Below are 23,280 nucleotides of genomic sequence, written 5' to 3'. Positions count from 1 at the left end.
CTGGTATCAGACATGCGCCAAAGGCGCACATGGGGATTTACGCGTGCAGCGGATCGCTGCCCGGGCGCGCCAGCACCGGCAGGGTGTGGTAATCGTACTGCTCGGTGTACCACTTGCCCGGCTCGTAAGGTTTCTTGGTGATGATGTTCGTCCACGCCTGGCCGGAGCCATCATCCGGCACGTAGAAGCGCGCCACGCCATCCTCGCGGAACACCGGGGCCACCAGCACATCGTCGCCCAGCATGTACTGGGTGTCGATGTCCTCGCAGGTCGGGTCGTCGGGGAACTCAAGCACCATGGCACGCATCATCGGCACGCCGGTCTCGTGGGTTTCCTGCGCCATCTTCTCCAAGTACGGCTTGAGCTGGAGCTTCAAGTCGGTGAACTCACGGGACACATCCACCGCTTCGTCGCCATACAGCCACGGCACCTTGTAGGCGGTGGAACCGTGGTAGCGCGAATGCGAGCTGAGCAGGCCGAACTGCGTCCAACGCTTGTACAGATCCGGCGTGGCCTGATCTTCGAAGCCGGCAATGTCGTGGCTCCAATAGCCGAAGCCGGACATGCCGAAGCTCAGGCCCGCACGCAGCGACTCGGCCATCGACGGATAGTTGGACGAGCAATCGCCGCCCCAGTGCACCGGGAACTGCTGGCCGCCGACGGTGGCGGAACGCGCGAACAGAATGGCCTGATCCGCGCCCTTGGTCTCCACCAGCACGTCATAGACGGCCTCGTTATACAGCTGGGTGTAGTAGTTGTGCATCAGCTCCGGGTCGGAACCGTCGTAATACTTCACGCCCTTGGTGGGGATGCGCTCGCCGAAGTCGGTCTTGAAGCAGTCGACGCCCATGGCGACCAGGCGCTTCAGGTGATCCTGATACCACTTGGTGGCCTCGGGGTTGGTGAAGTCGACGATGGCCATGCCGGCCTGCCACAAGTCCCACTGCCACGCCGAGCCGTCCTCGTTCTTGATGAAGTAGCCCTTCTTGGCGCCTTCCTCGAACAGCGGGGACTTCTGGCCGATATAGGGGTTGATCCACACGCAGATCTTCAAGCCGCGGTCGTGCAGCTTCTTGAGCAGCCCTTCGGGGTCGGGGAACTTGGACTCGTCCCACTCGAAGTTGCACCATTCGAGCTCCTTCATCCAACGGCAGTCGAAGTGGAAGACGCTCAGCGGGATGTTGCGCTCGGCCATGCCGTCGACGAAGTCGAGCACGGTTTTCTCGTCGTAATCGGTGGTGAAGGAGGTGGACAGCCACAGGCCGTAGCTCCAATCCGGCACCAGCGGCGGCTTGCCCGTCAGGTCGGTGTAGGTGTTGAGGATGGACTTCAAGTCCTCGCCGCCGATGACGGAATAGCTCATCTCCTCGCCCGGCACGGAGAACTGCACACGCGAAACCTTCTCGGAGCCGACCTCGAAACTCACCTTGCCCGGGTTGTCGACGAACAGGCCGTACTTCCTGTTGGACAGGTAGAACGGGATGTTCTTGTATGCCTGCTCGGTGCCGGTGCCGCCGTCCTCGTTCCAGATGTCGACCGTCTGGCCGTTCTTGATGAAGTTGGTGAAGCGTTCGCCCAGGCCGTAGATCTTCTCGCCCACGCCGAGGTCGAGCTGCTCGGTGACGTGCAACTGGCCTTCGGGGTCGGTCACCAGGCCCTTGGCGCGCCAGCCGGAGTGCGCGATTTCCTTGCCGTCATACAGGTATTTGAAATCGATGGTTTCGCCCTTGGCGATTTCGAGGGTGAGGCGGCCGGAGGTGAAGGTCCACTTGTCGTCGTCTTCGCTGATTTGAACGTCCGGATCGGTTTCGTTCAGGGCAAACTTCGGGCAGTTGCTGCGATCCTTGCGCAGGTTGATGAGCCTGGTGGTGATGATGTCGGGGCGCGGGGAAGTGACCTCGATGGTGAGGATGCCGCCGCCCAGGGTCATGCCCGGGTTGTAGATGGGGCTGCCGAAGGGGCAGAACAGGGTGAGCTTCTTGGGCTCGACATTCGCGGTGTAGATGTTGGCCGCATATTTGACGTCGAAACCGTCCTTGATGAGCCAACCGCCATTGAGAAACTTCATATGCAATCCTTTGTGTTTGCTTGCTTATTTGGGTTATTTAATAGTTTATAGATAAGCGTCAGGCGACACGACCGGCATGGGTGACTTCTTCGACGGATTTTCCGACGAACACCTCCGCCTCGGGGGCGAGCGCATAGGCATTGGCCTTGTTCGACCAATAGCGCAGCGCCTTGTCGGCGGGCATGTCGATGGTGACCTCGCGGCGCTCACCGGCGGCAAGCTCCACCTTGGCGAAGCCTTTCAGCTCCTTGGCGGGGCGGTCTTCGCCGGTTCCTTCAAGCCCGAGATACACCTGGGCGACGGTCTTGCCAGCGCGATCGCCGGTGTTGGCGGCGGTGAAGGTCACGCGGATAATGTCGCCTTCACGCTTCACCGCGAAGTCGGAGTATTCGAAGCTCGTGTAGCTCAGGCCATGTCCGAACGGGAAAAGCACAGGCACCTGCTTGGTGACGAAATAGCGGTACCCTACATAGATGTCTTCCTGGTAATCGACGTGGCCTTTGAGCCCGAACGTGCCAATCGCGTGGGCCGGTTCGTCGGCGAGCGCGACGGGGAAGGTCTCGGGCAGGTGCCCGCTTGGATTGACGTGCCCCAGCAGCACTTCGGCCAGCGCAGTGCCCGATTCGCACCCGGCGTACCAGTTCCACACGATGGCCTTGGCCTTGGCGGCCCACGGCATCTCAATTGGCGAGCCGGCCACGAAGGCGAGAATGGTGTTCGGCGCAGCGTCGAGCAGTGCCTCGATCAGCTCGTCCTGGCCGTAGGGCAGGCGCATGTCGGTGCGGTCGCGCCCTTCCAAGTCGTGCTCGTGGTCGAGGCCTCCGATGAACAGCACCGGGTCACCAAGCTTCGCGTATTCGCGCGCCTTGGCCACGGCCTCGTCGCGCAACGCACGCGCGCGCTCGGCGTCGTTGGCATCCGAGCCCGTGGAGTTTTCGAGGCTTTCCTCCTGCCAGCTTTCATCCTGGTTGACTTGCTGCGCCTCATAGCCTTCGACGTATTCGATCTCGACATTGCCGCCCAACGTGCCGTTCAGTCCCAGCAGCGGCGAAACCTCGTGCAGCGCCTTGATCACGGCCGAACCGCCGCCGTTGGAATGGATGCGGTCGGCGTTGGCGCCGACGACCAGCAGTCTGCTCATCTTATGCTCGTCGAGCGGCAGCAGATTGCCGTCGTTCTTGAGCAGCACGATGGATTCGCGGGCGATGTCAAGCACCGTGCGTGCATGGTCGAGCGTGGCGTATGAACCAGCCTTGCGGCTTTTCCTATCGTCGCCCAGCATGTGCAGCGCGTCCATGACGGCCAGCACGTTGAGTACTTTCTTGTCAATGTCGCTTTCCTTGACTTCCCCGGCTTCGACGGCCTTCTTCAGTGGCTGCGCGAAATAGTATTCGTCGAAGTTCGGCGTGACGGACATCTCGACGTCGAGGCCGACTTCGGCGCTTTCCTTGGTGCGCTTGACGGCGCTCCAATCGGAAACAACGAAGCCTTCGAAGCCGTATTCGTCGCGCAGAATGTCGTCAAGCAGCTTCTTCGATTCGCAGCACTGCTCGCCGTTGACGAGGTTGTAGGCACCCATGATGGACAGCACCCCGCCCTCCTTGACGGCAGCTTCGAAGGCCGGCAGGTAGATCTCGCGCAGGGCCCGCTCGCTGATGGTTTCGTCGACGTCCAAGCGGTCGGTTTCCTGGCTGTTGGCGGCGTAGTGCTTGGCACATGCGGCCACGTCGCTCTTCTGCACGCCTTGGATGTAGGCGACGCCCTGGGCGGCCGTCAGCACCGGGTCCTCGCTCATGTATTCGAAGTTGCGGCCACATAAGGGGCCGCGCTTGATGTTGATGGACGGCCCCAGGATCACGTCTTTGCCGCGGCCGCGCGCCTCGGCACCCAGCACCTCGCCGGTGGCGCGGGCAAGGTCGGGGTTCCATGTGGAGGCGACGGCGGAACCGGAGGGCAGGTAGGTCACGTAGTCGCGCGTGTTGTACAGCGGCGCCCAGTTGTCATTGTGAAGTTCGGCACGCACGCCCATCGGGCCGTCGTCCATCTTGAACGACGGGATGCCCACGCGAGACGCGTCGCCGCTTTTGAACAGGCCGGCGGCGTGCACGATGGCGATTTTCTCGTCCAGCGTGAGCTTGCCCAGCAGTTCCCTGGCAACAGCCTTGTTGTGTTCAGTGATGGCGGTCATTGCTGATCACTCTTTCTTGCATTGTTTGATTATCCGACATTGATTTTGAACCCGATGGGCAGCGCGCTTTGCTCGCCTTCGCGGGCAATGGGACGAATGGTCATCCCATCATCCGTGCGCTCGTAAGACACTTCCCCTGCGCCCAGTTGCTCCACCGAAGTCACGAGCCCGTTGAATGGCGGTTTGATGCGGTCGTGATACCGGGCGAATGTGGAGAGCTTCAGCTCGCTTTGGCCTGCCGGATTGAGGCAGAACGCATAGATTGCGCCATTCTTGGTGGTGAACCGCCAATCCTGAGCCGTCCACTCGATGAGTTTTTCGGAGAACATGCCGCCCTCGGGCTTGGTGGGGCCTTCCCCGGTGATGTGCCAGGGACGGGTGCCGTAGATGCCTTCGCCGTTCGCTTTCATCCAAGTGCCGATGCCGGCCAGCAGCTCGCGGTCATGTTCGGCGATCGAGCCGTCCGCGCGAGGCCCCACGTTGAGCAGCAGGTTGCCGTTCTTGCTCACCGTGTCGACGAGCGTGACAATCAACTCGGCCAGCGACTTATATTCCAGCGAATCGGTATAACACCACGAATTGCGCGCGATGGCCGTGTCGGTCTGCCAGACGAACGGCGTGGGCACCCCGAAGCCGCCGCGCTCCACGTCCACGATGCCGGCACCCCACGCCAGTCCATCATGCTTGTAGCAAATCGAAACGGGCGTTCCCCACTCGATGCCGCGGTTGTAATAGAAGGCGGCGAGCTTCTTCATATACGGCTTGAATGCCTGGTGCTGCACCCACCAGTCGAAATACAGCAGCTCGGGGCGGTAGTTGTCGATAATCTCGCACACGCGCAACAGCCAATCCTCAAGGTATTCGGCCGTCGGCGCGGGCTCGCTGGCGATATCGGACTCGTGCGGCTCGGGCTGTGTGGACGGCCAATAGAAATCGCCTTTCTTGAGCGGTTCCTTGACGTCGGAATCGAACTCCTTGCCGTGCCCCATGAACCACCAGTGCTCGGCGCGGTGGTTCGAGGTGGCGAAGTGCATGCCGTGCTTCAGCGTGGCTTCGCGCAGTTCACCGATGATGTCGCGGTGCGGGCCGGTTTCCCAAGTGTTCCAATGCGACAGTTCGCTGCGGTACATCTGGTAGCCGTCGTGATGCTCGCTGACCGGGAAGTAATATTGCGCGCCGCTCGCCTTGAACAGGTCGAGCCATTCGTTCGCATCGAAGCCCGCAGCGGTGAACATGCCGATGAAGTCCTTGTAACCGAACTCCTTCTGCGGGCCGTAGGTCTTCACATGATGCTCGAACTCCGGGTAGCCTTCGATGTACATGTTGCGCGAATACCACTCGTTGCGGTATTCGGGAACGGTATACAGCCCCCAATGCGTGAAGATGCCGAACTTCGCGTCCGGGAACCAGGCCGGAACGGGGGCTTGGCTCAGGGATTCCCACGTGTCGGTGTAGGGGCCGGAGGCGATAACCGCCTCGATTGTCTTCATATCAATCATCGAATGTGCTCCTGTTCCAATCGAAGCCTACGGCTTGGCACCACGCGCGGGCGATGATCATGGCGCCGCGTTCGTACGGATGCACGCGATCCTGGCTCGCCAGGCATCCGTGCAGTTGGGTGAGCCAATGGTCCACGGCCGCCTGCGTGTCGACGAAAATCGCGCCGTGACGTTCGGCCACGCGCTTGGATGCGGCCGCGAACTCCTCGACTTTGGCGCGCATGGCGTCCTGCGGGTTCGGCTCGAACATGAACGGACGCATGATGATGATGCCTTTAAGATTCGGCGCATCACGCTTCGTGCGCTCGATGAGCTCGTCGTAGATGCGCTCGTACGTCTCCACCGTGTTGAGGCGGGCCTGCCACAGCGGGCCGTCGAAATAGCGCCAAGCGTCGTTCACGCCGATCATGACGGATACGTAATCGGGATTCATGTCGATAACGTCGCTTTGCCAGCGTGAGGACATGTCGACAATATCGTTGCCGTTAATGCCCTCGTTGATGGTGCACAACGCCTTATCGGGATATACGGCCGTAAGAAGATTATGCAGCGTGTTGACATACCCATGCCCATAGCCCCAGCCTCCGGGGATGGCGGTGCGGTCGCGGTCGGCGTCCGTGATGGAATCGCCTATGAAAACAATGCGAGAATGCTTTTCAAAAATCAACTGTGATTCCTTTGCGTCATGCGGTGTTATAGCGGTACTCGGCTCCTATGAGCGAGGATTTGCGGGTGTTATACGAAGAAAGGTGGGGTGCCAGATACCGGTTCGTCACATCTGGCACCCCACCGCTTTCAGTTATATGGATTGTGCGACGAGGATGGACACCTCATCACTCGGAGGACTCGGAAGACTCGGAGCTGGAGGACTTCTTGTTCTGATACTCCTTCAGGATATCCTTACGAGACTGGTCCTGGTCCTTGGCGTTCTTCATATCCACTTCCAGCACGGAATCAATGTCCAGACCCTGAACGGTCTTGATCATATCACTGAAGATCTTCTCGCACTCGGACTCGGAATCGGCGAAGGACGCCTTCCAAGAGGAGTTGACGATTTCGGTCTTGATGGAGCCGCGCAGGGTGGAGATCTGAGAGTCCTCCTCCGGCTGGACGTAACTGGAGCCGGCGCCGACAAGCAGCATGTTGTTGTTCTTCAGATACTCCATGGTGGTGGAGGCACCCATATGCTCCTGCCAATCCTTATTCAGCGGATTCTCGTTGGCCTTTTCGATTTCGCTCGGCCACATGACCGGGTTATAGGTGTAGCCGGTGTTCGGATCGATATCATTGACGTTCACGGTGGTGAAATTCAGAGCGGAGATACCGTCGGAGTACGAACCGCCACCCCACTCATCCGGCACGTTCTTGGATTCGCCGGAAAGCACCGCGGAGCCGAAGTCGGTCAGGACCGGCTTGCCGTCCTTGACTTCCCAAGTCAGGCCTTGAACGCCGGCGGAACCGCCAGTCTGGTTGGAGGAGGCATAGACGCCCTCCGGGGAGTACAGCCAGTCGATGAACTTGACCAGACGCTGCTTGTTCTTGGCCTTGGAGCCCAAAGCGATCATGGTCTTGTCGCCACGGGGAGTGGCACCGTAGGAGAAGATCTTCATGTCCTTGAGCGGCGCCAGCATGAAGCCCTTGCCCGCGGCCTTATTCTCGTTGGTGTTGTAAGCGGCCTGTCCAAGCCACGGCCAGAAGGAGAAGAGCACCTTGCCGTTCTTGTACTTGGAGTTCATGGTGTCGTAGTTCTGGGTGGTGGATTCCGGATCGACGATGCCGGCACGGTAGGCTGCATTGAAGAACTTAATCGTGCGCTCATAGATGCCGTCTTCCTCGGTGATGGACTCGAAATCGGAGCCGTCGCCCTTGGCCAGCACGAAGCCGACTTCGTCATAGCCATAGAAGCAGGTCGGCTGCTTGGCGTTGTTCATCATGTTGCTATCCCAATCCTTGAACAGGGACATAGCGTAGATGTCGTCGCTGCCGGACTCTTCACGAGCCTTGTCCTGCATCTGCTTGAGCACCGAGACGAGATCCTCGAGGGTGTTGATCTCCGGGTAGCCAACCTCCTTGTACAGATCCCAACGCAGGTACGGGCCGAAAGTCGGTTCGAGGCCTTCGGACGGCTCGTCAGGGGTCAGGTTTTCGACCACGGCCGACGGGATGCCCCACACGCCGGACTCCTGACCGATCTGTTCATTGACGTAATCGGTGGCTTCCTTGTACTTGCTGATGTACTCCGTGTCCTGAAGATACGGGGTCATGTCCTCGATCAGGCCGGACTTGACGAGCTTGGAGCCTTTGCCGGTGTCATAACCGTAGATCACGATGTCGCCCAAGTTGCCGGCAGCGGCACGGGTATCGAACAGGGTGCTGCCGCCACCCGCGACGTTCGGCGCCACGATGTTGAGCTTGATGTTGAACTTGTCCTTGATGATCTTGGCGAACCAGCCCTTCTGTTCGCCTTGGTAGTTCGCCAGACCGTCAAAAACCTCAACGGTCATCAGGGAGTTGTCATCCTCGTCACTGGCGCTGCTGTTACCGCAAGCGGCCGACGAGAAGAGCATAGTCGCGGCCACGCCGACCGCGAACACTCGGGTGAGTGCTGTCTTGAATTCCATAATTGGAAACCTCCTTGTATTCCTTTCTTTTGTTATTCAGTTATGAGAAAAAACGACGGGGCTCAGCCCTTGACCGCGCCAAGCATCATGCCCTTGACGAAGAAGCGCTGGAAGAACGGGTAGACGAACAGAATCGGGAGCACCACGATCACGGAGACCGTCATACGAATCGAAGTGGGGGTCTGTTGTGTTGCGAGAGCCGCCACATTCACGGCGCTACCCGTGCTGGCTCGCACCGAAGCAGCCAGCGCGTTCGCCTGGTTGATGTAGGTGTACAGCACGTACTGCAGCGAGTAGAGCTTGGAATCCGTCATGTAGATCAGCGTGTCCTGGAAGGAGTTCCACTGGCCGACCGCGGAGAAGATGCCGACAGTGGCCAGAATCGGCGTGCACATCGGCAGCACGATTCGTGTGAACACCGTCAACGTGCCCGCACCGTCCATCTCAGCGGCTTCCTGCAACGAGGGGGGGATCGATTCGATGAAGGTCTTCACCAGGATGATGTTGAACGGCTGCACGACGGCCGGCAGGATATAGACCCAGAAGTTATTGGTCAGGTGCAGGTTCTTCATCGTGATGAACATCGGGATCAGGCCCGCGTTGAAGTACATAGTGATAACCACGAAGCGATACCAGAACGCGCGGTGCCACATCTTCTGCTGGGTGAACATGAAGCCGAGATAGGCGCTGGCCAGCACCGTGAGCACGGTGCCGATGACGGTTCGGGCCACGGAGATCCACGCGGCGGTGGCCAAGCCGTCCAAAGCCAGAACGTTCTTGTAGTTCTCCAGATGGAAGCCCTTGAACCACCACATCACCTCGCCGGCCGCCGAAGCGTTGTTGTCGGAGAACGAGTTGACGATCAGGTAATAGAACGGATAAACACAGATGAACGCGAACAAGAGGAAGAAGATAATGTTGAAGACATTATAGACTTTCTCGCCCTTGGTGCGGCGCATAGCCGGAGAGACGCCCTGCTTGATTTTCTTTGCCATGATTGCTTCCCTACTCTTTCCTCATCAGACGATCGACACGCCACGGGTGCGCTTGGACAGCCAGTTCACGGCAATCAGCAAGCCGACGCTGACGAGCGACTTCAGCATGGAGATTGCGGTTGCGTACGACAGGGAGTTGTTGCCCATACCGACGTTGTACACGTACAGGTCAAGCACCTGGATGTACTTGAGGTTGAAGGCGTTCTGGAACACGAAGTACTGATCCATGCCGTTGTTCAGGAAGTTGGAGATCGAAAGCATCAACAGCACGAAGTACGTGGGCAGCAGCTGCGGAATCGTCACGTGGATGATCTGCTGGAAGCGGTTTGCGCCGTCCACCTGAGCGGCTTCATACAGCTCCTGGTCGATGCCGGCGATGCCCGCGAGGTACATGATCGACCCCCAGCCCAGGCCCTTCCACAGGCTCCACAGCAGCATCTTGAGCCAAGTGTGGTCGCTCGAATCGAGGAACTTGATTGGCTCGCTGATGATATGCAGGTTCTGCAGCAGCTCGTTGAACATACCGGTGGTGGAGAACATGGCGAAGGCCACCGCGTAGACCAGAACCCAAGAGATGAAGTTCGGCAGCGTGGTCAGCGTCTGGATGAGGTTCCTGAAGCGCTTGGCGCGAATCTCATTGAGCGCGATGGCGAAGAACAGCGGGAAGAACGACGTCAGAATGTTCAGGCCGGACATGGCGAAGGTGTTGATGAGCACCTGGCCGATGGTTTGCAGCTGGGCCGGATTCTGCACCATCATCTTGAACCACTGCAGGCCGACGAACTTGCTTTCTGACAGCGGAATCGGCGGCTGATAATCGAAGAAGGCATATAGCCAGCCGAACAGCGGCAGGTAGCTGAACAGCACCACCATGATCAGCAGCGGGGCGATCAGCAGGAACAGCCGAATGCCATGCCTCTTGTTGTAATCAATATTGCCGGCCATCTTCTTGGCCTTATTGGCGGCACGACGATCCTTGGCTGTCCTTGGCGCAGGTTCGGTCTCTGTCGTTCCGCCAACACCGTCGGCGAGCGCATTCCCGCCCGATGTGGTTGTTGTGGACTCCATCTTGTCTCCTTTGAAAGATGCAGATGACTGCAGATGCAGGTAACTGCGGGCCGAAGCCAGGAGGGGACACCCCAAAGGGGTTCTCTCTTAACTCCGAATCTGTTATTTATTAGTTTATAAATAAGCGCTTATCTCGTCAAATCGTCATTTCGCTTGACAAAGGGGGCAAATATGGTGAGGCAGAATACAATCCGCGGAATTGCAACAAATATTAGGTCTTGATGTTGCCAATGACGCGACGTACGGGGCGTGTCGTAACACCGTGGCAAGCTGGTAACAACTCGCCCCCAAGGTCACTTAAGGCAATCCAGAAGAACGTGATGCACTGATACGTCACGGACAATCCAGGAGGATCATGCATTTCAATATCAACGCACCATTCTGGCGTTTCATGGATACATTGCTGCACTTCACCGCGCTGAACATCGTGTATCTGCTCAGCATGGTCCCCATCGTCACCATCGGACCCGCACGCGCAGCGCTGTATTCGACCATGTTCGCCTACGACGAGCATGATGACATCCCCTTGGTGCGTGAATACTGCAAGCGCTTCAAACGCGAGTTCAAACAGGGACTTGTCTCCGGGCTCATTCTGGTGGCGCTCGCGGCGTTGATCATCTTCGGAATGGCCTTCTGGAAGACTTATGACACCGATCTCTCGTATGGCCCGCTGATTGCGCTGATCATCGCGGCCGTGGTGGTGACGCTGATCGCCGAATACCTCTTCCCCATTCAGGCGCGGTTTGAAAACCCTATTCCACGGCAATGGAAACTGGCCGCGATGTTCCCGTGGCGCGCATGGCCTGCGACATTGGCTCTGCTGGCCATCGATGTGATTGCGCTGGCCATAGCCTGGTTCGTGCCGTTCATCCGCGTGCTCGCCCTGCTGTTCGGCGTGGCGTGGGTGGCATACGCCAAGTCGCTGTTGCTGCTGTGGGCTTTCAAACGCTATGGCACCCAAGGCTCCGTCGAACAACAGACCTTCGTCAACGCGCACGACTGAGGGCAGCCGGTCGGTACCGGGCGATTTTACGCCGTGATGAAGCGCATCGGGTCGTCGATGAAGCGACGGAGGCCGATTTCGGCCGCACCGTACAGCGAGGGGTGATCGGACACCGGCGGCAAGAATACGCTCACCTGCATGGCCGAGTGCACCAGAATATGCGCGCGCAGTCTCTTGGTGAGTTCGTCGGTCAGCTCGTTGCCGAAATTGGTCCAGGCTCCGCCCAGCAGCACGGTGTCCACATCGATGAGGTTCACCGCCGAAATAATGGCCGAAGCCAGCGCCGCCGTGGCCTGCTCCACCGACTCCACCACGGCATGCTCCCTGTGATGCCACCCCTGCAGGAAGCGTTCAAGCGCCTCGGCGGACGAGGCCTGATCGCCTCTGGCAATCCCCGCGGCCTCGATCAGCGCCAACCGACCCGCGAATGCCTCCAGGCAACCTCGGCGCCCGCAACGGCACACCGGGCCGTTCATCGAAATCGACAAGTGGCCGATCTCGCCGGCGAACCCGTGCGAGCCGGGCACCACTTCCCCGTCGCGCACCACCGCGCCGCCGATGCCGATGTCGGTGGACAGATAGATGAAGGAATCGGTGCGATCGACCACATCGAGGAAATCCGCGCGCACGGTGGCATATCCCGGAATCTGCGCAAGAGCGGCCATTTTCGCTTCGTTGCCGGGCGCGGCATCAAGACGCCTCACCACGTCGAAGCGGCCAAGATCCACATTCTCCCAGCCGAGGTTGCGGGCCATCAGCAGGCACTTGCCTTCGGTCACGACGCCCGGCAACGCCAGCCCGGAACCCACGATTTCGCAGCCGCGCCGCTTGAGCTGCTTCTCAAGCGATTTCACCATCCCATCGAGCTTGGCGAAGATGTCGTCCGGGTCGCTGCCGGTCATGTCGGCGCTTATCCACTCGCGACCCAGCGTGTCCCCGCTGATATCGAGCGCCAGGCAACCATAGCCATCGGTGTTGATCTGCAGTCCGAGCCCGCAAATGCGCCCGCCGCGCACCACCAGCGGCGTCGAGGGACGGCCGTAATTGGCGGAACTCTGGGGCTTGCCCTCTTCGGCAATGCCGTTTGCGATCAGCATTGACGCCAACAGCGACATGGTGGCTTTGGTCAGCCCGGTCTCCTTGGCGAGGTCGGCACGGCTCATTGGCTTGCGGGCGCGCAACATGGTGTCGAGCATGACGGACAGGTTATGACTTCGCAAGCCGTCCTGATTGATGCTGCGTAGCACCGCCATATGCCGTCACTTCCTCACTATTTCCAAGAAACACCAGTGTTAATACTGAAGTTTATAGGTTGCACTATTATTAGTTTAACCGTTTTACTTACTGGCTGTTTTGCTGCGTGTCTCCAGCAGCACAGGTCATCGTCAACGCGAAGGAGCTATCATGACCCGAATTCTCGTGGCAGGCGTCGATACGTCCACCCAGTCGACCAAGGTGCGCGTCACCGATGCCGAAACCGGCGAACTGGTGCGCTTCGGCCAAGCCAAGCACCCCGACGGCACCAGCGTCAATCCCGAATACTGGTGGGAGGCGTTCCAAAGCGCTGCCGAGCAAGCCGGTGGGCTTGACGACGTGGCTGCACTGGCCGTCGGCGGCCAGCAGCACGGCATGGTGATTCTCGACAAGCAGGGACGCGTCATCCGCGACGCCATGCTATGGAATGACACCAGCTCCGCCCCGCAAGCCGCCGCACTGATCGACAAGCTGGGTGCCGCCCCCGCCGAGGCCGGCGAACCTGACGACGTGACGGCCCGCGGCGTTGAGCGCTGGGTCAAGGCCGTAGGCTCCTCCCCCGTCGCCTCCTACACGCTGACCAAGGTGGCTTGGGTGGCCGAGAACGAGCCGGACAACGCCAAGCGTATCGCCGCCGTCTGCCTGCCGCACGACTGGCTGAGCTGGCGCATTGCCGGTTACGGCCCGGTCGCCGAAGGCGAGGACGCGCACCTCGACGCTCTGTTCACCGACCGTTCCGACGCTTCCGGCACCATCTATTTCGATGCCGCCTCGAACGAATACCGCCGCGATCTGATCGCCATGGTGCTTGAGGCCGCCGAGGGCGCGGACGCGGCCAAGGCGCACGCCGATTCGATCGTGCTGCCCGAAGTGTTGGGGCCGCGTGACGCCGCTTCGGTGAAGGCCAGTGCGGCCATTGCCGGCAAAGACGTTGAAGGCGGCTGCATTCTGGCGCCCGGCGGCGGAGACAACGCCATGGCCTCACTCGGCCTGGGCATGGGCGTGGGCGATGTGTCCGTGTCGCTGGGCACCTCCGGCGTGGCCGCGGCCATCTCCGAAAACCCCACCTATGATCTGACGGGTGCCGTCTCCGGCTTCGCCGACTGCACCGGCCACTATCTGCCGCTGGCCTGCACCATCAACGGTTCGCGCATTCTCGATGCCGGCCGCGCCGCGTTGGGTGTGGATTACGACGAGCTGGCCAAGCTGGCCTTCGCCTCCGAGCCGGGTGCCGGCGGCATCACGCTGGTGCCGTATTTCGACGGCGAGCGCACGCCGAACCGTCCGGATGCCAAGGCCTCGCTGACGGGCATGACCTTGCACAACACCACCAAGGAAAATCTGGCGCGCGCCTTCGTGGAGGGCCTGCTGTGCTCGCAGCGCGACTGCCTTGAGCTGATTCGCTCCCTCGGTGCGGACATCAAGCGCATCCTGCTGATCGGCGGCGGAGCGAAGTCCGTGGCCATCCGCACGTTGGCTCCCTCGATTTTGGGCATGGATGTGACCCGCCCGGCCACCGATGAATATGTGGCCATCGGCGCCGCGCGTCAGGCCGCCTGGGTGCTTTCGGGCGAGGCCGAACCGCCGGCATGGCAGCTCACCATCGAGGGCACCGAAAGCGGCGAGCCGACGCCCGCCGTCTACGAGGCCTACGCCAAGGCTCGCGGCTGAATCAGGGCTTACAGCCATATACAATAGCCGAAGCGACTATCCTATAGACAGATAGCGCTTCGGCTATTTCGTCTCAATACTTAAGAATCGAGTGAACAATGAACGACGGCTTCCGCATGAGACTGTATGCGCTAACCTGTGTCGCGTGCATCGCATGGCTCGTCCAATCCGTTTCGCAAGACATCAAAGATGGCGCTCTAGCCACCGCACCGAGCATCATTCTTATCGTCTGCATCAGCGTTGCGATACTATACACAGGCTTCAGTGCCGTTCAGCTGTGGCTCAAAGAAGGCAAACGTTCGGACGAAGAAACCGAAGAGCCCAGCACCTCTGACACCGACGATCACACGAAGGAGCAGTGATTCATCATGCAGACATCAGGCATCGTTATCGCCATCGCCGTGGTGATGGGCGTTATCTCCCTGGCCGTAGGGCTGTTTCTCGGCGCGTTGCCCTCCCGCGGCAGCGAAATGACCGAGAAGCAGGGCAGAATCTCATCGATGGTGGGGTTCGTGATCGCCATCATCTACATCGTGTTCATGCTGCTCAAGCAGGATTTGAGCACGTGGACCATTCTTGGCGGGGTGATTTTTGGATTCATCATCGCCAAGATTCCTCCGGTTCATTCTTTTTTTGTTGACAAGTGGGATTTTTTCAAGCCCGCCGCTCCCAAAAATAAAAACCAGCGCAACAAGCGTTAAATTTTCAACCTAATTCATACGAAAATGGGGCATCGCCGTTGAAGCGATGCCCCATTTGCCGTTCAGTTCAGGCTGAAGGATCAGCCCTTCTTGCGCTTGGAGAGCAGATCGTAGGCCACGGCGGCGATAACGACGAGACCCTTGATGGTCTTGACCCAAGCGGCGTCCACACCCATGATGGACAGGCCTTGGTTCAGCACACCCATGATCAGAGCGCCGACCATGGCACCGGGGATGGTGCCGATACCACCGGTGACGGCGGTGCCGCCGATGAAGCAGGCGGCGATGGCGTCCATTTCGAACTCCATGCCGGTCTGCGCGGTGGCGGAGGCCAGACGAGACAGGGTGATGACCGCGGCGATCGACGTCAGGAAGCCCATGTTCAGGAAGATCTTGAAGTCGGTGGCCTTGGTATCGATGCCGGACAGGATCGCAGCCTTACGGTTGCCGCCGACGGCATACACATTGCGGCCGTAGACGGTGCGGTTCAAGGCGAACCAGTAGATGCCGATCAGCACGCCGATGATGAGGAGCACAATCGGGATACCGCCCTGAGTGGAGTTGCCGGAGCGAGCCAGCAGGTAAGTCACATAGCCGATGGCCAGAACCGCAACCACGCACTTCAGCACGATGAAATTCATCGGCTGGACAGGCAGTCCGTTCTTGATGGCATTGGCGCGCTTGTGCAGCTGAAGCCAGACGACCAGCACGATGGCAACAACGCCAACGATGATGGCATTACTGGAGTATTCTCCCCAGAACCCGAGGAAATTGGGCAGATAGTCCTTGCTGATGGCGCGGAAGGCCGCGTCGGACACCGGGATGGATTCGCCGGCCACGACGGTGGCCAAACCACGGAAGATAAGCATGCCGCCCAAAGTGGTCACGAAGCCGGGCACGCCGACGTAGGCGACCCAGAAGCCGTGCCAGGCGCCAATGGCCAAGCCGATGACGACCATGAGCAGGATGGCCAGCAGCCAGTTCATGCCCCAGTTCTTCATGGCGAAGGCACCCACGCCGCCGATGAATGCGACGACAGAGCCGACGGACAGATCAATGTGCGTGGCGATGATGACCATCAACATACCGATGGCGGTGATCAGCACGTAGGCGTTCTGCTGGAACAGCGCGACCACGTTGTTCGGGTTGAGCAGACGGCCGCCGGTGAGAATCTGGAACACGATGATCACGACGATCAGCGCGAAGAAGATGCCGTAGGATCGAGCGTTGCCCAGCAACAGGGATTTCAGCGACTGGGTTTCGGCCCCATCGCCGTTCTTCTTAACGGCCGTGGTGGTTGTATCTGACATTTGAAAACGTTCCTTTCAAAAATCCGTTCCTGTAAGTCGATTTGGCCGACTCAGGCGTATACCTTGTCCGAATCGATGGGAGTTTCGGAGGTCATGTAACGCATGAGTTCCTCCTGATCAGTCTCCTTGGCATTCACGCAGTTGGTGATCGTGCCGTTGCACATGGTGTAGATGCGGTCGCAAATACCGAGCAGCTCGGGCAGTTCGGAGCTGACGACGATTACCGCCGAGCCCGCGTCCGCAAGCTGGTCGATGATCTCGTAGATGTCGTACTTCGCACCCACATCGATGCCTCGGGTCGGTTCGTCCAGAATCAGCACCTTCGGACCGGTGGCCACCCACTTGGCCAGCACGACCTTCTGCTGGTTGCCGCCCGACAGATTGCCCGATGGCATCTCGATGGTCGGCGACTTGGTGCGGAACTCCTTGCGATATTTCTCGGCGACCTGCTTCTCGCGAGTCTCGTCAATCACGCCAAGCTTGCTCAGAGCCTTAAGGCTGGCCAGCGAAGTGTTGCCGCGAATCGTATCCATCAGGTTCAGGCCGTAGACCTTGCGATCTTCGGTGGCGTAAGCCACGCCGTGATCAATGGCGGAACGCACGTTCGGGAAACTGACTTCCTTGCCTTCCATGTACAGCTTGCCCGAAGCGTGGGTGCCGTACTGGTGGCCGAACATGCTCATCATCGTCTCGGTGCGACCGGCACCCACCAAACCGGCGATGCCGACGATCTCCCCCTTGCGCACGTTCAGGCACACATTCTTGGAGACCAGACGATTCTCGTCCAGCGGATGATGGCACTTCCAGTTTTCGATGCGGAACATCTCCTCGCCGATATGCGGATCATGCTCCGGGTAACGGTTCGTCAGAGGACGACCCACCATGTCGCGAATCAACGCATCCTGATCAAGCGGGTGTGCCTTGTCGATATCGATATGGCTGATGGTCTGGCCATCACGAATCACCTGCACCGCGTCCGCGGAAGCCGCGATCTCGTTGAGCTTGTGCGAAATGATAATCGCGGTGATACCGTGCTCTTTACGCAACTGGTCGATCAGACCGAGCAACTTGAACGAATCCTCGTCGTTAAGGGCGGCCGTCGGCTCGTCCAGAATCAACAGCTTCACATCTTTGGTCAGAGCCTTGGCAATCTCCACCAGCTGCTGCTTGCCCACGCCGATGTTCGCGATCAGCGTGTCCGGGTTCTCATCCAGACCCACCATGTTCATCACGCGAAGCGCTTCCTTGCGCTGCGCATCCGCATCAATGGCGATACCCTTTTTGATCTGATTGCCCAGGAAGATGTTTTCCTGAATCGACATGTAGGGCACCAACGCCAGTTCCTGGTGAATGATCACGATGCCTTTGCTCTCGGAATCGCGAATCGTTTTGAACTTGCACGTCTCACCGTCATAAACGATGTCGCCCTCATAGGTGCCGTACGGGTACACACCCGACAGCACGTTCATCAGGGTCGACTTGCCGGCACCATTCTCGCCGCAGATGGAGAATACCTGACCGCGCTTGACGGTGATATTCACATCCTTCAACGCGGTGACCGGGCCGAAACGCTTGACGATATGACGCATTTCAAGAATCACGTCATTATTACTAGCCACAGCAACCTCCTGTACTTATTTGTGCTCGGTTAGGACATGACAAAGGCGCCGTGCCACGAATGACGCGGCGCCTTATCTTGCATCCGGACGAATTTACAGACCGGCATCCTCGGCGGTGATGTAACCACCGTCGACCAGGATCTTCTCCAGGTTGTCCTTATCCACGGAGACCGGGGTCAGCAGCTGGGACGGAACGTCCTTGGTGCCATTGTTGAAGGTGTCCTTCGCCTCGGGCGTCTTGCCGTCAACCAAGTCCTTGATCATCTGCGCGGTGGCCTTCGCCAGCTCGCGGGTGTCCTTGTAGACCGTCATGGACTGCTTGCCCTTGACGATGGCCTGAACGTTGGCCTTCTCGGCGTCCTGACCGGTGATGACCGGGTAGTAATCCCAGCCGGCGCCTTCGACGGCGTTCACGGTGCCGAGGGCCTCGGCGTCGTTCTGGGCGAGCACGGCGTCAAGCTTGGTGCCGTCGTTGTAGAAGGAGTTGATGCGGTTCTCCATCTCGTTCTGGGCCTTCTGACGATCCCAGTTGTCGATGCCGATGGACTGCCAGTCGTCGGCGGACTTCGGGACCTTGCCGCTCTTGGCCTGCAGCACGCCGGAGTCGTAATACTTGCCCAGCACGGACCAAGCGCCCTTGAAGTAGTAACCGGCGTTGTTGTCGGTGGGCGAGCCGGCCATCAGCTCAACGTTGAACGGACCCTTTGCGCCGTCCTTTAGGCCCAGGGCCTTCTCGATATATTCGCCCTGCATCTTGCCGACCTCTTCGAGCGAGAAGGTGGCGTAATAGTCCACGGCATCGGTGTTCATAATCAGGCGATCGTAAGCAATAATCTTGGCGCCGTTCTGCTGGGCCTGCTCGCAGGCCGCGCCGGTGGAGGTGCCGTCGATGGAGGCGACGACAACGTAATCCATGCCGTTGTTGGCCATATTCTGAATCTGGGATGTCTGCAGATCGGTCTTGCCGTCGGCATACTGCAGGGTGACCTTATATCCGTAGCCTTCCAGCTGCTTCTTCAGGTTGGAGCCGTCGATCTTCCAACGCTCCAGCATCTGCTCCGGCATCGAGATGCCGATGTTGACTTCGGAGGCATCCTTCGTGTCGCCGGAACTGGTGTCGCGGGACCCACCGCAGGCGCTCAACGGGAGCAGCATCGCAGCGGCGGCAACAGCGCCGACAACCTTGGTCCACTTATTCATGAGATTCCTTTCGCCGATGAAATTGAATCTTGAGATTTCTCTCTTTCCTTACAACGGACAGATGCTCATCCATCCAACCGTTAACGACTAATAATAGCACTTAGTTCATCGGTTTTACGAAATGGGGTTGAATTACCCCGAAGTTCCGCGAATTTTGCGGCGTGTTCAGCATCCGACCTCCGCGGAATGGGGTTAGCGAAGAACGATACCACCCAAACACATAGCTCCATATCCCCCTGAAAGCGACACGCCGTCGATGTTCGCTTCGCGGTGCGTAGCACACATTTCCCATGTTCGTTTTACCATCAAAACAAACACGAGAGTCAATAATCGAACAAGACATCCCATATCCCGCGCAATCGGCGCAAATCCATCAAAGAATGCGGCAAACTGCCTATAACAAGCCGATTGCGTGTTATGCTGGGTCACGGATGACACAACGCCGTCCGTCCACCATTACTACATCCGGCATAAAACAGATGTTGCGTTCGCTTGATTGCGAACATCATCAATGTTCGTTTTATGCACCAAGGAGGAACAGACATGGCAGAGAACAAAACCATTACCGTGGATCTGGAGATGTTTGGCAAAGACGCCGCCGCCAAAACCGCCGCCGCGAACAAAGTGGCCAAGGAGTTTGGCATCAGTGACGAGGCCCTGGCGCAAGTCGAGGACTTCAAGGCGGAACTGACCAAGCACAATGCATGGGGCCTGCCGTTCATGGGTTATGTCAACGAGGATGGATACGGCTACGCCTATGTGCCCGACGCCGCCATCTGCACCACCCCCTACTGGGATGCGCACCAAGCGTTCCTTGCGCTGCCGGAAGACGTGCAGACCGCGTTCGCCATCCGCATGCTGTTCACGCACCGCGAAGTCGACCGCTATGGCGCGAACATGTTCCTGCACTACCACCGTGGCTTCACCATCAAGTGGGAAGGGGCCGGCGCGAACAAGTACTGACGGTTCGCACACACTCTCTTTAGATTCAAGTGGGGCGCGCGAGATCGGGTGATCTCGCGCGCCCCACTTTGTCAGCCGCAACCACACCGCCGAATCGCACCGCGAAGACGGAAACCTAGTTCGACTTGCCCATGAAATCGCTTTCGCCGCGCGCCTCAAGCACAGCGCCCTTCTCACACCATGCCGGATAAGGTGCGTCTGCCGCTCTCAAGCAGTCCCGCCATATAGACAGGAAGGTAACGCACCTTGCCTTCCACTTCAACGTTTCCCTCACTGAGCACAACCGCATGGTCGATACCATAATTCGGCGTCGTCAAGGCATTATTCAACGCACTATGCCGCTTATACGATTTGCCCGACTTCACTTCCAGCGGAACCACACGCCCCTCTTGCTCAATCAGAAAATCCAATTCGCCGATCACGCGGTTTTTGAAGAAGAACAATCCATGCCCATGCGCCGCCAGTTCCTGCGCCACCGCGTTCTCGTATATGGCGCCATAGTTGATATCCAACCTATCCGACAACATTGAGCGCACGACATCCAACCCGCACTCATATGTCAGCAACCCGACATCAGCCAGGAACAGTTTGAACTTGGTGGAATTCATCGACATCATCAATGGATATCGGGGCTCATCCACGTTGTAGACAGGCAGTGCCACACTCGCGTCAGCCAACCACAAAAAATCATTGTCATAACGGTTCAGACGTGGTTGCCCTTCGATGTCCTTGACGACGAAACGCTTGTTCTGATCGTTTAACTCACTTGGAATGAGATCGAAGATCCTCTTGATTGTTCGAGAACGATCACCCGCATACTTGGAGATGTCCTCGCGATACATCTGCGCAATGCCACCCTGCAGGGCACGGGTGCGCTGCATGTCATTCGCGGCGAAATACGCCTGCACAACATCGGGCATGCCGCCACAGATCAGGTATTCGTGGAACAACTGCAGCAATCGACGGTGCACAAATTCGTCCACCGCGCCACACTGCGCGTACGCACGGCGCACTTCATTCCAGATATCTTCGCCGATTCCAGCGGCCCATGTAAATTCCTCGAAATCCAGCGGATGCATGGTCACTGCCATCAGATAGCCAACCGGCACCGACCTGACGTTCTTCATTTCCACGCCCAGCATGGAACCGGAAAGGATATAGTCGTACTCCTGCCTGTCACATAGGAATTTCACCATGGTGATGACATTCGAGCAGGCCTGCACCTCATCGAGGAAAATCAGCGTTTTCCCCGGCACCAAAGGCTCCTGCGCAAAAGCGCTGATGCGCAAAAACAACTCCGCGGAGCTCTTGGCCGAGGAGATGGCATCGCGAGCCTCAACGTTCTCAAGCAGATTCAGCTCCACGACATGTTCGTAGTTTTCGGAGCCGAACTCGCGAATGAGGAAGGTCTTGCCGACTTGCCTCGCGCCATCGACAAGCAGAGCTTGCTTGGTTTTGTATTGCCTCCACGCTTCCAAGTCGCGATATGCCTTGCGCCGCAACACGAGAATCACTCCGATCCATATGCCAGAATACACTTTGCAAGCCATTATAAAGCGGGATTTATACACTTTGCAAACCTGTTTATGGGGCTATGGATACACTTTGCAAACCATTTTTCGTGACTAAAAAGACACTTTGCAAACCGTTTCGCGGTTCAATGCCGCATCCGCAAGGCACGGCTCGTTGCCTGACCAACAGCCGAATAAACTATCGCATGCCAAGGCTTCTGCCGAAATTCATGTAGCCTTCTTCGCCGGATGACATGCACGGCACCCATCGCGGACAATCGGCCCCATTCGGATCCCCAGTGGCGGCGAATCTCGTCCAGCAACGGCTCATGAGCCGCGCCAAGTCGAAATGCCATCCTTCGAATGGCCTCCAGCACGACTGCAACGTGGCGAAAGTGAACCACAAATCGGACGAATGGAACGCGCCGACATCATCGCCCGGCATTGTCACGTCAAAACGATACCTATATACAGGTTTTCCGCCGCCGGCCAGCCAAGCGTCGATCATCTCCAAATTGCCGTATTCCCCCGCCGGATAGACCACACCGTTCGAATCAGTCTGCAGAAACTCTCCGGTGGTATTGCCCACCAACAGATCCTGAGGCACACGACGACCGGAGGTCAGGGCCTGCCTATATTGGCCGGTAATGAAACGACCATCGACGCACGGCAACCAATTGGTCAGCGGCGGCCAGTCAATGTGCTGACCGGACCATTCACATGCCGGCAATTCGATTGCGACCTGCAACAATTCGCTCGCCGAAATACTGCGGGCCTCGCGCAGAGAGCCGACGCCCAACTCGGAGAAAAAACGTATTGCGTTGCGCCGGGAATCTTCCAACGACCAGATATTGCGATTGAATAGACCGATGCCGCCGCCCGACTGCATAATGGCACGCTGAAACAGACCCTTGTTCATGGGCGAACAGCTTTGCGCAAGCGTGCTTGCCGCGCCGGCGGACTGCCCAAACACCGTGATATTGCCAGGATTTCCACCAAAAGCCGCGATATTATCGCGCACCCACTGAATCCCCATACGCTGATCGAGAAAGCCAAAATTCGCACAAGGTTCACCCTCGCCAGTCTCATTTTCCATATCCGGATGAGCAAGGAAGCCAAAGGCATTCAAGCGGTATGCAATCGAAACCACCACCACGCCAAGCCTTGCGAGATACTCGCCATTGAATTCCTTCTCCGCCGTGGTGCCGGTTTGGAACCCGCCGCCATGAATCCAGACCATCACAGGCAAACCGCAGCCATTACCACCCTCAATACGGGCATCGATGCCATTGCCCCGCAAAGAAGGCGTCCAAACGTTCAGATACAGACAATCCTCTGACATCGGGGTGTCCGGGTCGACCTGCCATTCCCTGCCATAGAAATCCTGAGGACTTGACATGGGCTGCATCGCGACCGGCGCGAAATCGAACGATTCGCGCACCCCATCCCACAAAGGCGCAGGGCGCGGCGCACGCCAGCGCAATTCACCAACCGGCGCGGCCGCAAACGGCACCGCACGGAACACTGTGACCGCCGGATCCTCGGCGGCCAGTCCCGCAAGCCGCCCTTGTCGTATTTCAACCTGCCTGAGCATGACCGCACACCTTTT

18 protein-coding genes are annotated in these 23,280 nt (G+C 58.6%); 5 read left to right on the top strand and 13 right to left on the bottom strand.

The window, feature by feature from the left end; genetic code table 11:
• Positions 1–37: 37 nt before the first annotated feature.
• The 7 genes from yicI to G1C94_RS04125 form a co-directional block, all read right to left on the bottom strand.
• On the bottom strand, positions 38–2,068 hold the full coding sequence (gene yicI / locus G1C94_RS04155) for an alpha-xylosidase (protein WP_172145030.1): 2,031 nt from the start codon (positions 2,066–2,068) through the stop codon (positions 38–40).
• A 58-nt stretch (positions 2,069–2,126) separates the two neighbouring features.
• Positions 2,127–4,256 (bottom strand): beta-glucosidase family protein, encoded by a 2,130-nt coding sequence (locus G1C94_RS04150; protein ID WP_172145027.1) that lies wholly within the window; start codon positions 4,254–4,256, stop codon positions 2,127–2,129.
• A gap of 29 nt (positions 4,257–4,285) precedes the next feature.
• Positions 4,286–5,755, bottom strand: a complete 1,470-nt coding sequence (locus G1C94_RS04145) for an alpha-L-fucosidase (protein WP_172145024.1) — start codon at positions 5,753–5,755, stop codon at positions 4,286–4,288.
• Positions 5,748–6,422, bottom strand: coding sequence for an SGNH/GDSL hydrolase family protein (locus G1C94_RS04140; protein WP_216656848.1), 675 nt, complete (start codon positions 6,420–6,422; stop codon positions 5,748–5,750). The genes G1C94_RS04145 and G1C94_RS04140 overlap by 8 nt, the downstream gene beginning before the upstream one ends.
• A 166-nt stretch (positions 6,423–6,588) precedes the next feature.
• Positions 6,589–8,376: an extracellular solute-binding protein gene (locus tag G1C94_RS04135; RefSeq protein WP_172145021.1), complete on the bottom strand. Its 1,788-nt coding sequence runs from the start codon at positions 8,374–8,376 to the stop codon at positions 6,589–6,591.
• Between the two features lie 62 nt (positions 8,377–8,438).
• Positions 8,439–9,371, bottom strand: a complete 933-nt coding sequence (locus tag G1C94_RS04130) for a carbohydrate ABC transporter permease (protein ID WP_172145018.1) — start codon at positions 9,369–9,371, stop codon at positions 8,439–8,441.
• A 24-nt stretch (positions 9,372–9,395) separates the two neighbouring features.
• A complete protein-coding gene (locus G1C94_RS04125) occupies positions 9,396–10,439 on the bottom strand; it encodes an ABC transporter permease (protein WP_253902305.1) in 1,044 nt (347 codons plus the stop codon).
• A 355-nt stretch (positions 10,440–10,794) separates the two neighbouring features.
• Between G1C94_RS04125 and G1C94_RS04120 the strand changes: the two genes are divergently transcribed.
• The gene (locus G1C94_RS04120; protein ID WP_172145015.1) at positions 10,795–11,442 is read left to right on the top strand and encodes a YesL family protein; all 648 of its coding nucleotides are present in this window, start codon (positions 10,795–10,797) and stop codon (positions 11,440–11,442) included.
• A 26-nt stretch (positions 11,443–11,468) separates the two neighbouring features.
• Here the strand turns inward: G1C94_RS04120 and G1C94_RS04115 are convergent, their stop codons facing one another.
• Positions 11,469–12,695, bottom strand: coding sequence for an ROK family protein (locus G1C94_RS04115; protein WP_172145012.1), 1,227 nt, complete (start codon positions 12,693–12,695; stop codon positions 11,469–11,471).
• A 151-nt stretch (positions 12,696–12,846) separates the two neighbouring features.
• Here G1C94_RS04115 and G1C94_RS04110 point away from each other — a divergent pair, with 151 nt between their 5' ends.
• From G1C94_RS04110 to G1C94_RS04100, 3 genes are all read left to right on the top strand, one after another.
• On the top strand, positions 12,847–14,367 hold the full coding sequence (locus G1C94_RS04110; RefSeq protein WP_172145009.1) for a xylulokinase: 1,521 nt from the start codon (positions 12,847–12,849) through the stop codon (positions 14,365–14,367).
• A gap of 98 nt (positions 14,368–14,465) precedes the next feature.
• A complete protein-coding gene (locus tag G1C94_RS04105; RefSeq protein WP_172145006.1) occupies positions 14,466–14,729 on the top strand; it encodes a hypothetical protein in 264 nt (87 codons plus the stop codon).
• Between the two features lie 6 nt (positions 14,730–14,735).
• Complete coding sequence (locus G1C94_RS04100) at positions 14,736–15,068, top strand: hypothetical protein (RefSeq protein WP_216656846.1); 333 nt, start codon at positions 14,736–14,738, stop codon at positions 15,066–15,068.
• An 80-nt stretch (positions 15,069–15,148) separates the two neighbouring features.
• Here the strand turns inward: G1C94_RS04100 and mmsB are convergent, their stop codons facing one another.
• The 3 genes from mmsB to G1C94_RS04085 form a co-directional block, all read right to left on the bottom strand.
• Positions 15,149–16,378 carry a multiple monosaccharide ABC transporter permease gene (gene mmsB / locus G1C94_RS04095; RefSeq protein WP_172145003.1) on the bottom strand — a complete coding sequence of 410 codons (1,230 nt, stop codon included), beginning with the start codon at positions 16,376–16,378 and terminating at the stop codon, positions 15,149–15,151.
• Between the two features lie 50 nt (positions 16,379–16,428).
• The gene (locus G1C94_RS04090; protein ID WP_216656855.1) at positions 16,429–17,967 is read right to left on the bottom strand and encodes a sugar ABC transporter ATP-binding protein; all 1,539 of its coding nucleotides are present in this window, start codon (positions 17,965–17,967) and stop codon (positions 16,429–16,431) included.
• A 123-nt stretch (positions 17,968–18,090) separates the two neighbouring features.
• Positions 18,091–19,197, bottom strand: coding sequence for a substrate-binding domain-containing protein (locus G1C94_RS04085; RefSeq protein WP_172144997.1), 1,107 nt, complete (start codon positions 19,195–19,197; stop codon positions 18,091–18,093).
• A gap of 543 nt (positions 19,198–19,740) precedes the next feature.
• On the opposite strand from G1C94_RS04085, the gene G1C94_RS04080 reads away from it, so the two are divergent.
• Positions 19,741–20,160, top strand: coding sequence for a glycerophosphodiester phosphodiesterase (locus tag G1C94_RS04080; protein ID WP_172144994.1), 420 nt, complete (start codon positions 19,741–19,743; stop codon positions 20,158–20,160).
• Between the two features lie 173 nt (positions 20,161–20,333).
• Here the strand turns inward: G1C94_RS04080 and G1C94_RS04075 are convergent, their stop codons facing one another.
• Both G1C94_RS04075 and G1C94_RS04070 read right to left on the bottom strand, forming a co-directional pair.
• Positions 20,334–21,674, bottom strand: coding sequence for an ATP-binding protein (locus G1C94_RS04075; protein WP_172144991.1), 1,341 nt, complete (start codon positions 21,672–21,674; stop codon positions 20,334–20,336).
• 196 nt (positions 21,675–21,870) lie between these two features.
• Complete coding sequence (locus tag G1C94_RS04070) at positions 21,871–23,265, bottom strand: carboxylesterase/lipase family protein (protein WP_172145146.1); 1,395 nt, start codon at positions 23,263–23,265, stop codon at positions 21,871–21,873.
• Positions 23,266–23,280: the final 15 nt, after the last annotated feature.

This window comes from Bifidobacterium panos (assembly GCF_012932445.1).
GTDB classification, from domain to species: Bacteria; Actinomycetota; Actinomycetes; order Actinomycetales; family Bifidobacteriaceae; genus Bifidobacterium; species Bifidobacterium panos.
Note: the sequence above shows the minus strand (reverse complement) of the source record. Positions and strands in the feature narration are given on the sequence as shown.

Bases quoted from the DNA above. Each gene is read 5' to 3' on its own strand.
- yicI (WP_172145030.1), bottom strand. From the start codon at position 2,068: ATGAAGTTTCTCAATGGCGGTTGGCTCATCAAGGACGGTTTCGACGTC.
- G1C94_RS04110 (WP_172145009.1), top strand. From the start codon at position 12,847: ATGACCCGAATTCTCGTGGCAGGCGTCGATACGTCCACCCAGTCGACC.
- G1C94_RS04125 (WP_253902305.1), bottom strand. From the start codon at position 10,439: ATGGAGTCCACAACAACCACATCGGGCGGGAATGCGCTCGCCGACGGT.
- G1C94_RS04130 (WP_172145018.1), bottom strand. From the start codon at position 9,371: ATGGCAAAGAAAATCAAGCAGGGCGTCTCTCCGGCTATGCGCCGCACC.
- G1C94_RS04090 (WP_216656855.1), bottom strand. From the start codon at position 17,967: ATGCGTCATATCGTCAAGCGTTTCGGCCCGGTCACCGCGTTGAAGGAT.
- G1C94_RS04085 (WP_172144997.1), bottom strand. From the start codon at position 19,197: ATGAATAAGTGGACCAAGGTTGTCGGCGCTGTTGCCGCCGCTGCGATG.
- G1C94_RS04135 (WP_172145021.1), bottom strand. From the start codon at position 8,376: ATGGAATTCAAGACAGCACTCACCCGAGTGTTCGCGGTCGGCGTGGCC.
- G1C94_RS04100 (WP_216656846.1), top strand. From the start codon at position 14,736: ATGCAGACATCAGGCATCGTTATCGCCATCGCCGTGGTGATGGGCGTT.
- G1C94_RS04150 (WP_172145027.1), bottom strand. From the start codon at position 4,256: ATGACCGCCATCACTGAACACAACAAGGCTGTTGCCAGGGAACTGCTG.
- G1C94_RS04115 (WP_172145012.1), bottom strand. From the start codon at position 12,695: ATGGCGGTGCTACGCAGCATCAATCAGGACGGCTTGCGAAGTCATAAC.
- G1C94_RS04145 (WP_172145024.1), bottom strand. From the start codon at position 5,755: ATGATTGATATGAAGACAATCGAGGCGGTTATCGCCTCCGGCCCCTAC.
- G1C94_RS04105 (WP_172145006.1), top strand. From the start codon at position 14,466: ATGAACGACGGCTTCCGCATGAGACTGTATGCGCTAACCTGTGTCGCG.
- G1C94_RS04070 (WP_172145146.1), bottom strand. From the start codon at position 23,265: ATGCTCAGGCAGGTTGAAATACGACAAGGGCGGCTTGCGGGACTGGCC.
- mmsB (WP_172145003.1), bottom strand. From the start codon at position 16,378: ATGTCAGATACAACCACCACGGCCGTTAAGAAGAACGGCGATGGGGCC.
- G1C94_RS04120 (WP_172145015.1), top strand. From the start codon at position 10,795: ATGCATTTCAATATCAACGCACCATTCTGGCGTTTCATGGATACATTG.
- G1C94_RS04080 (WP_172144994.1), top strand. From the start codon at position 19,741: ATGGCAGAGAACAAAACCATTACCGTGGATCTGGAGATGTTTGGCAAA.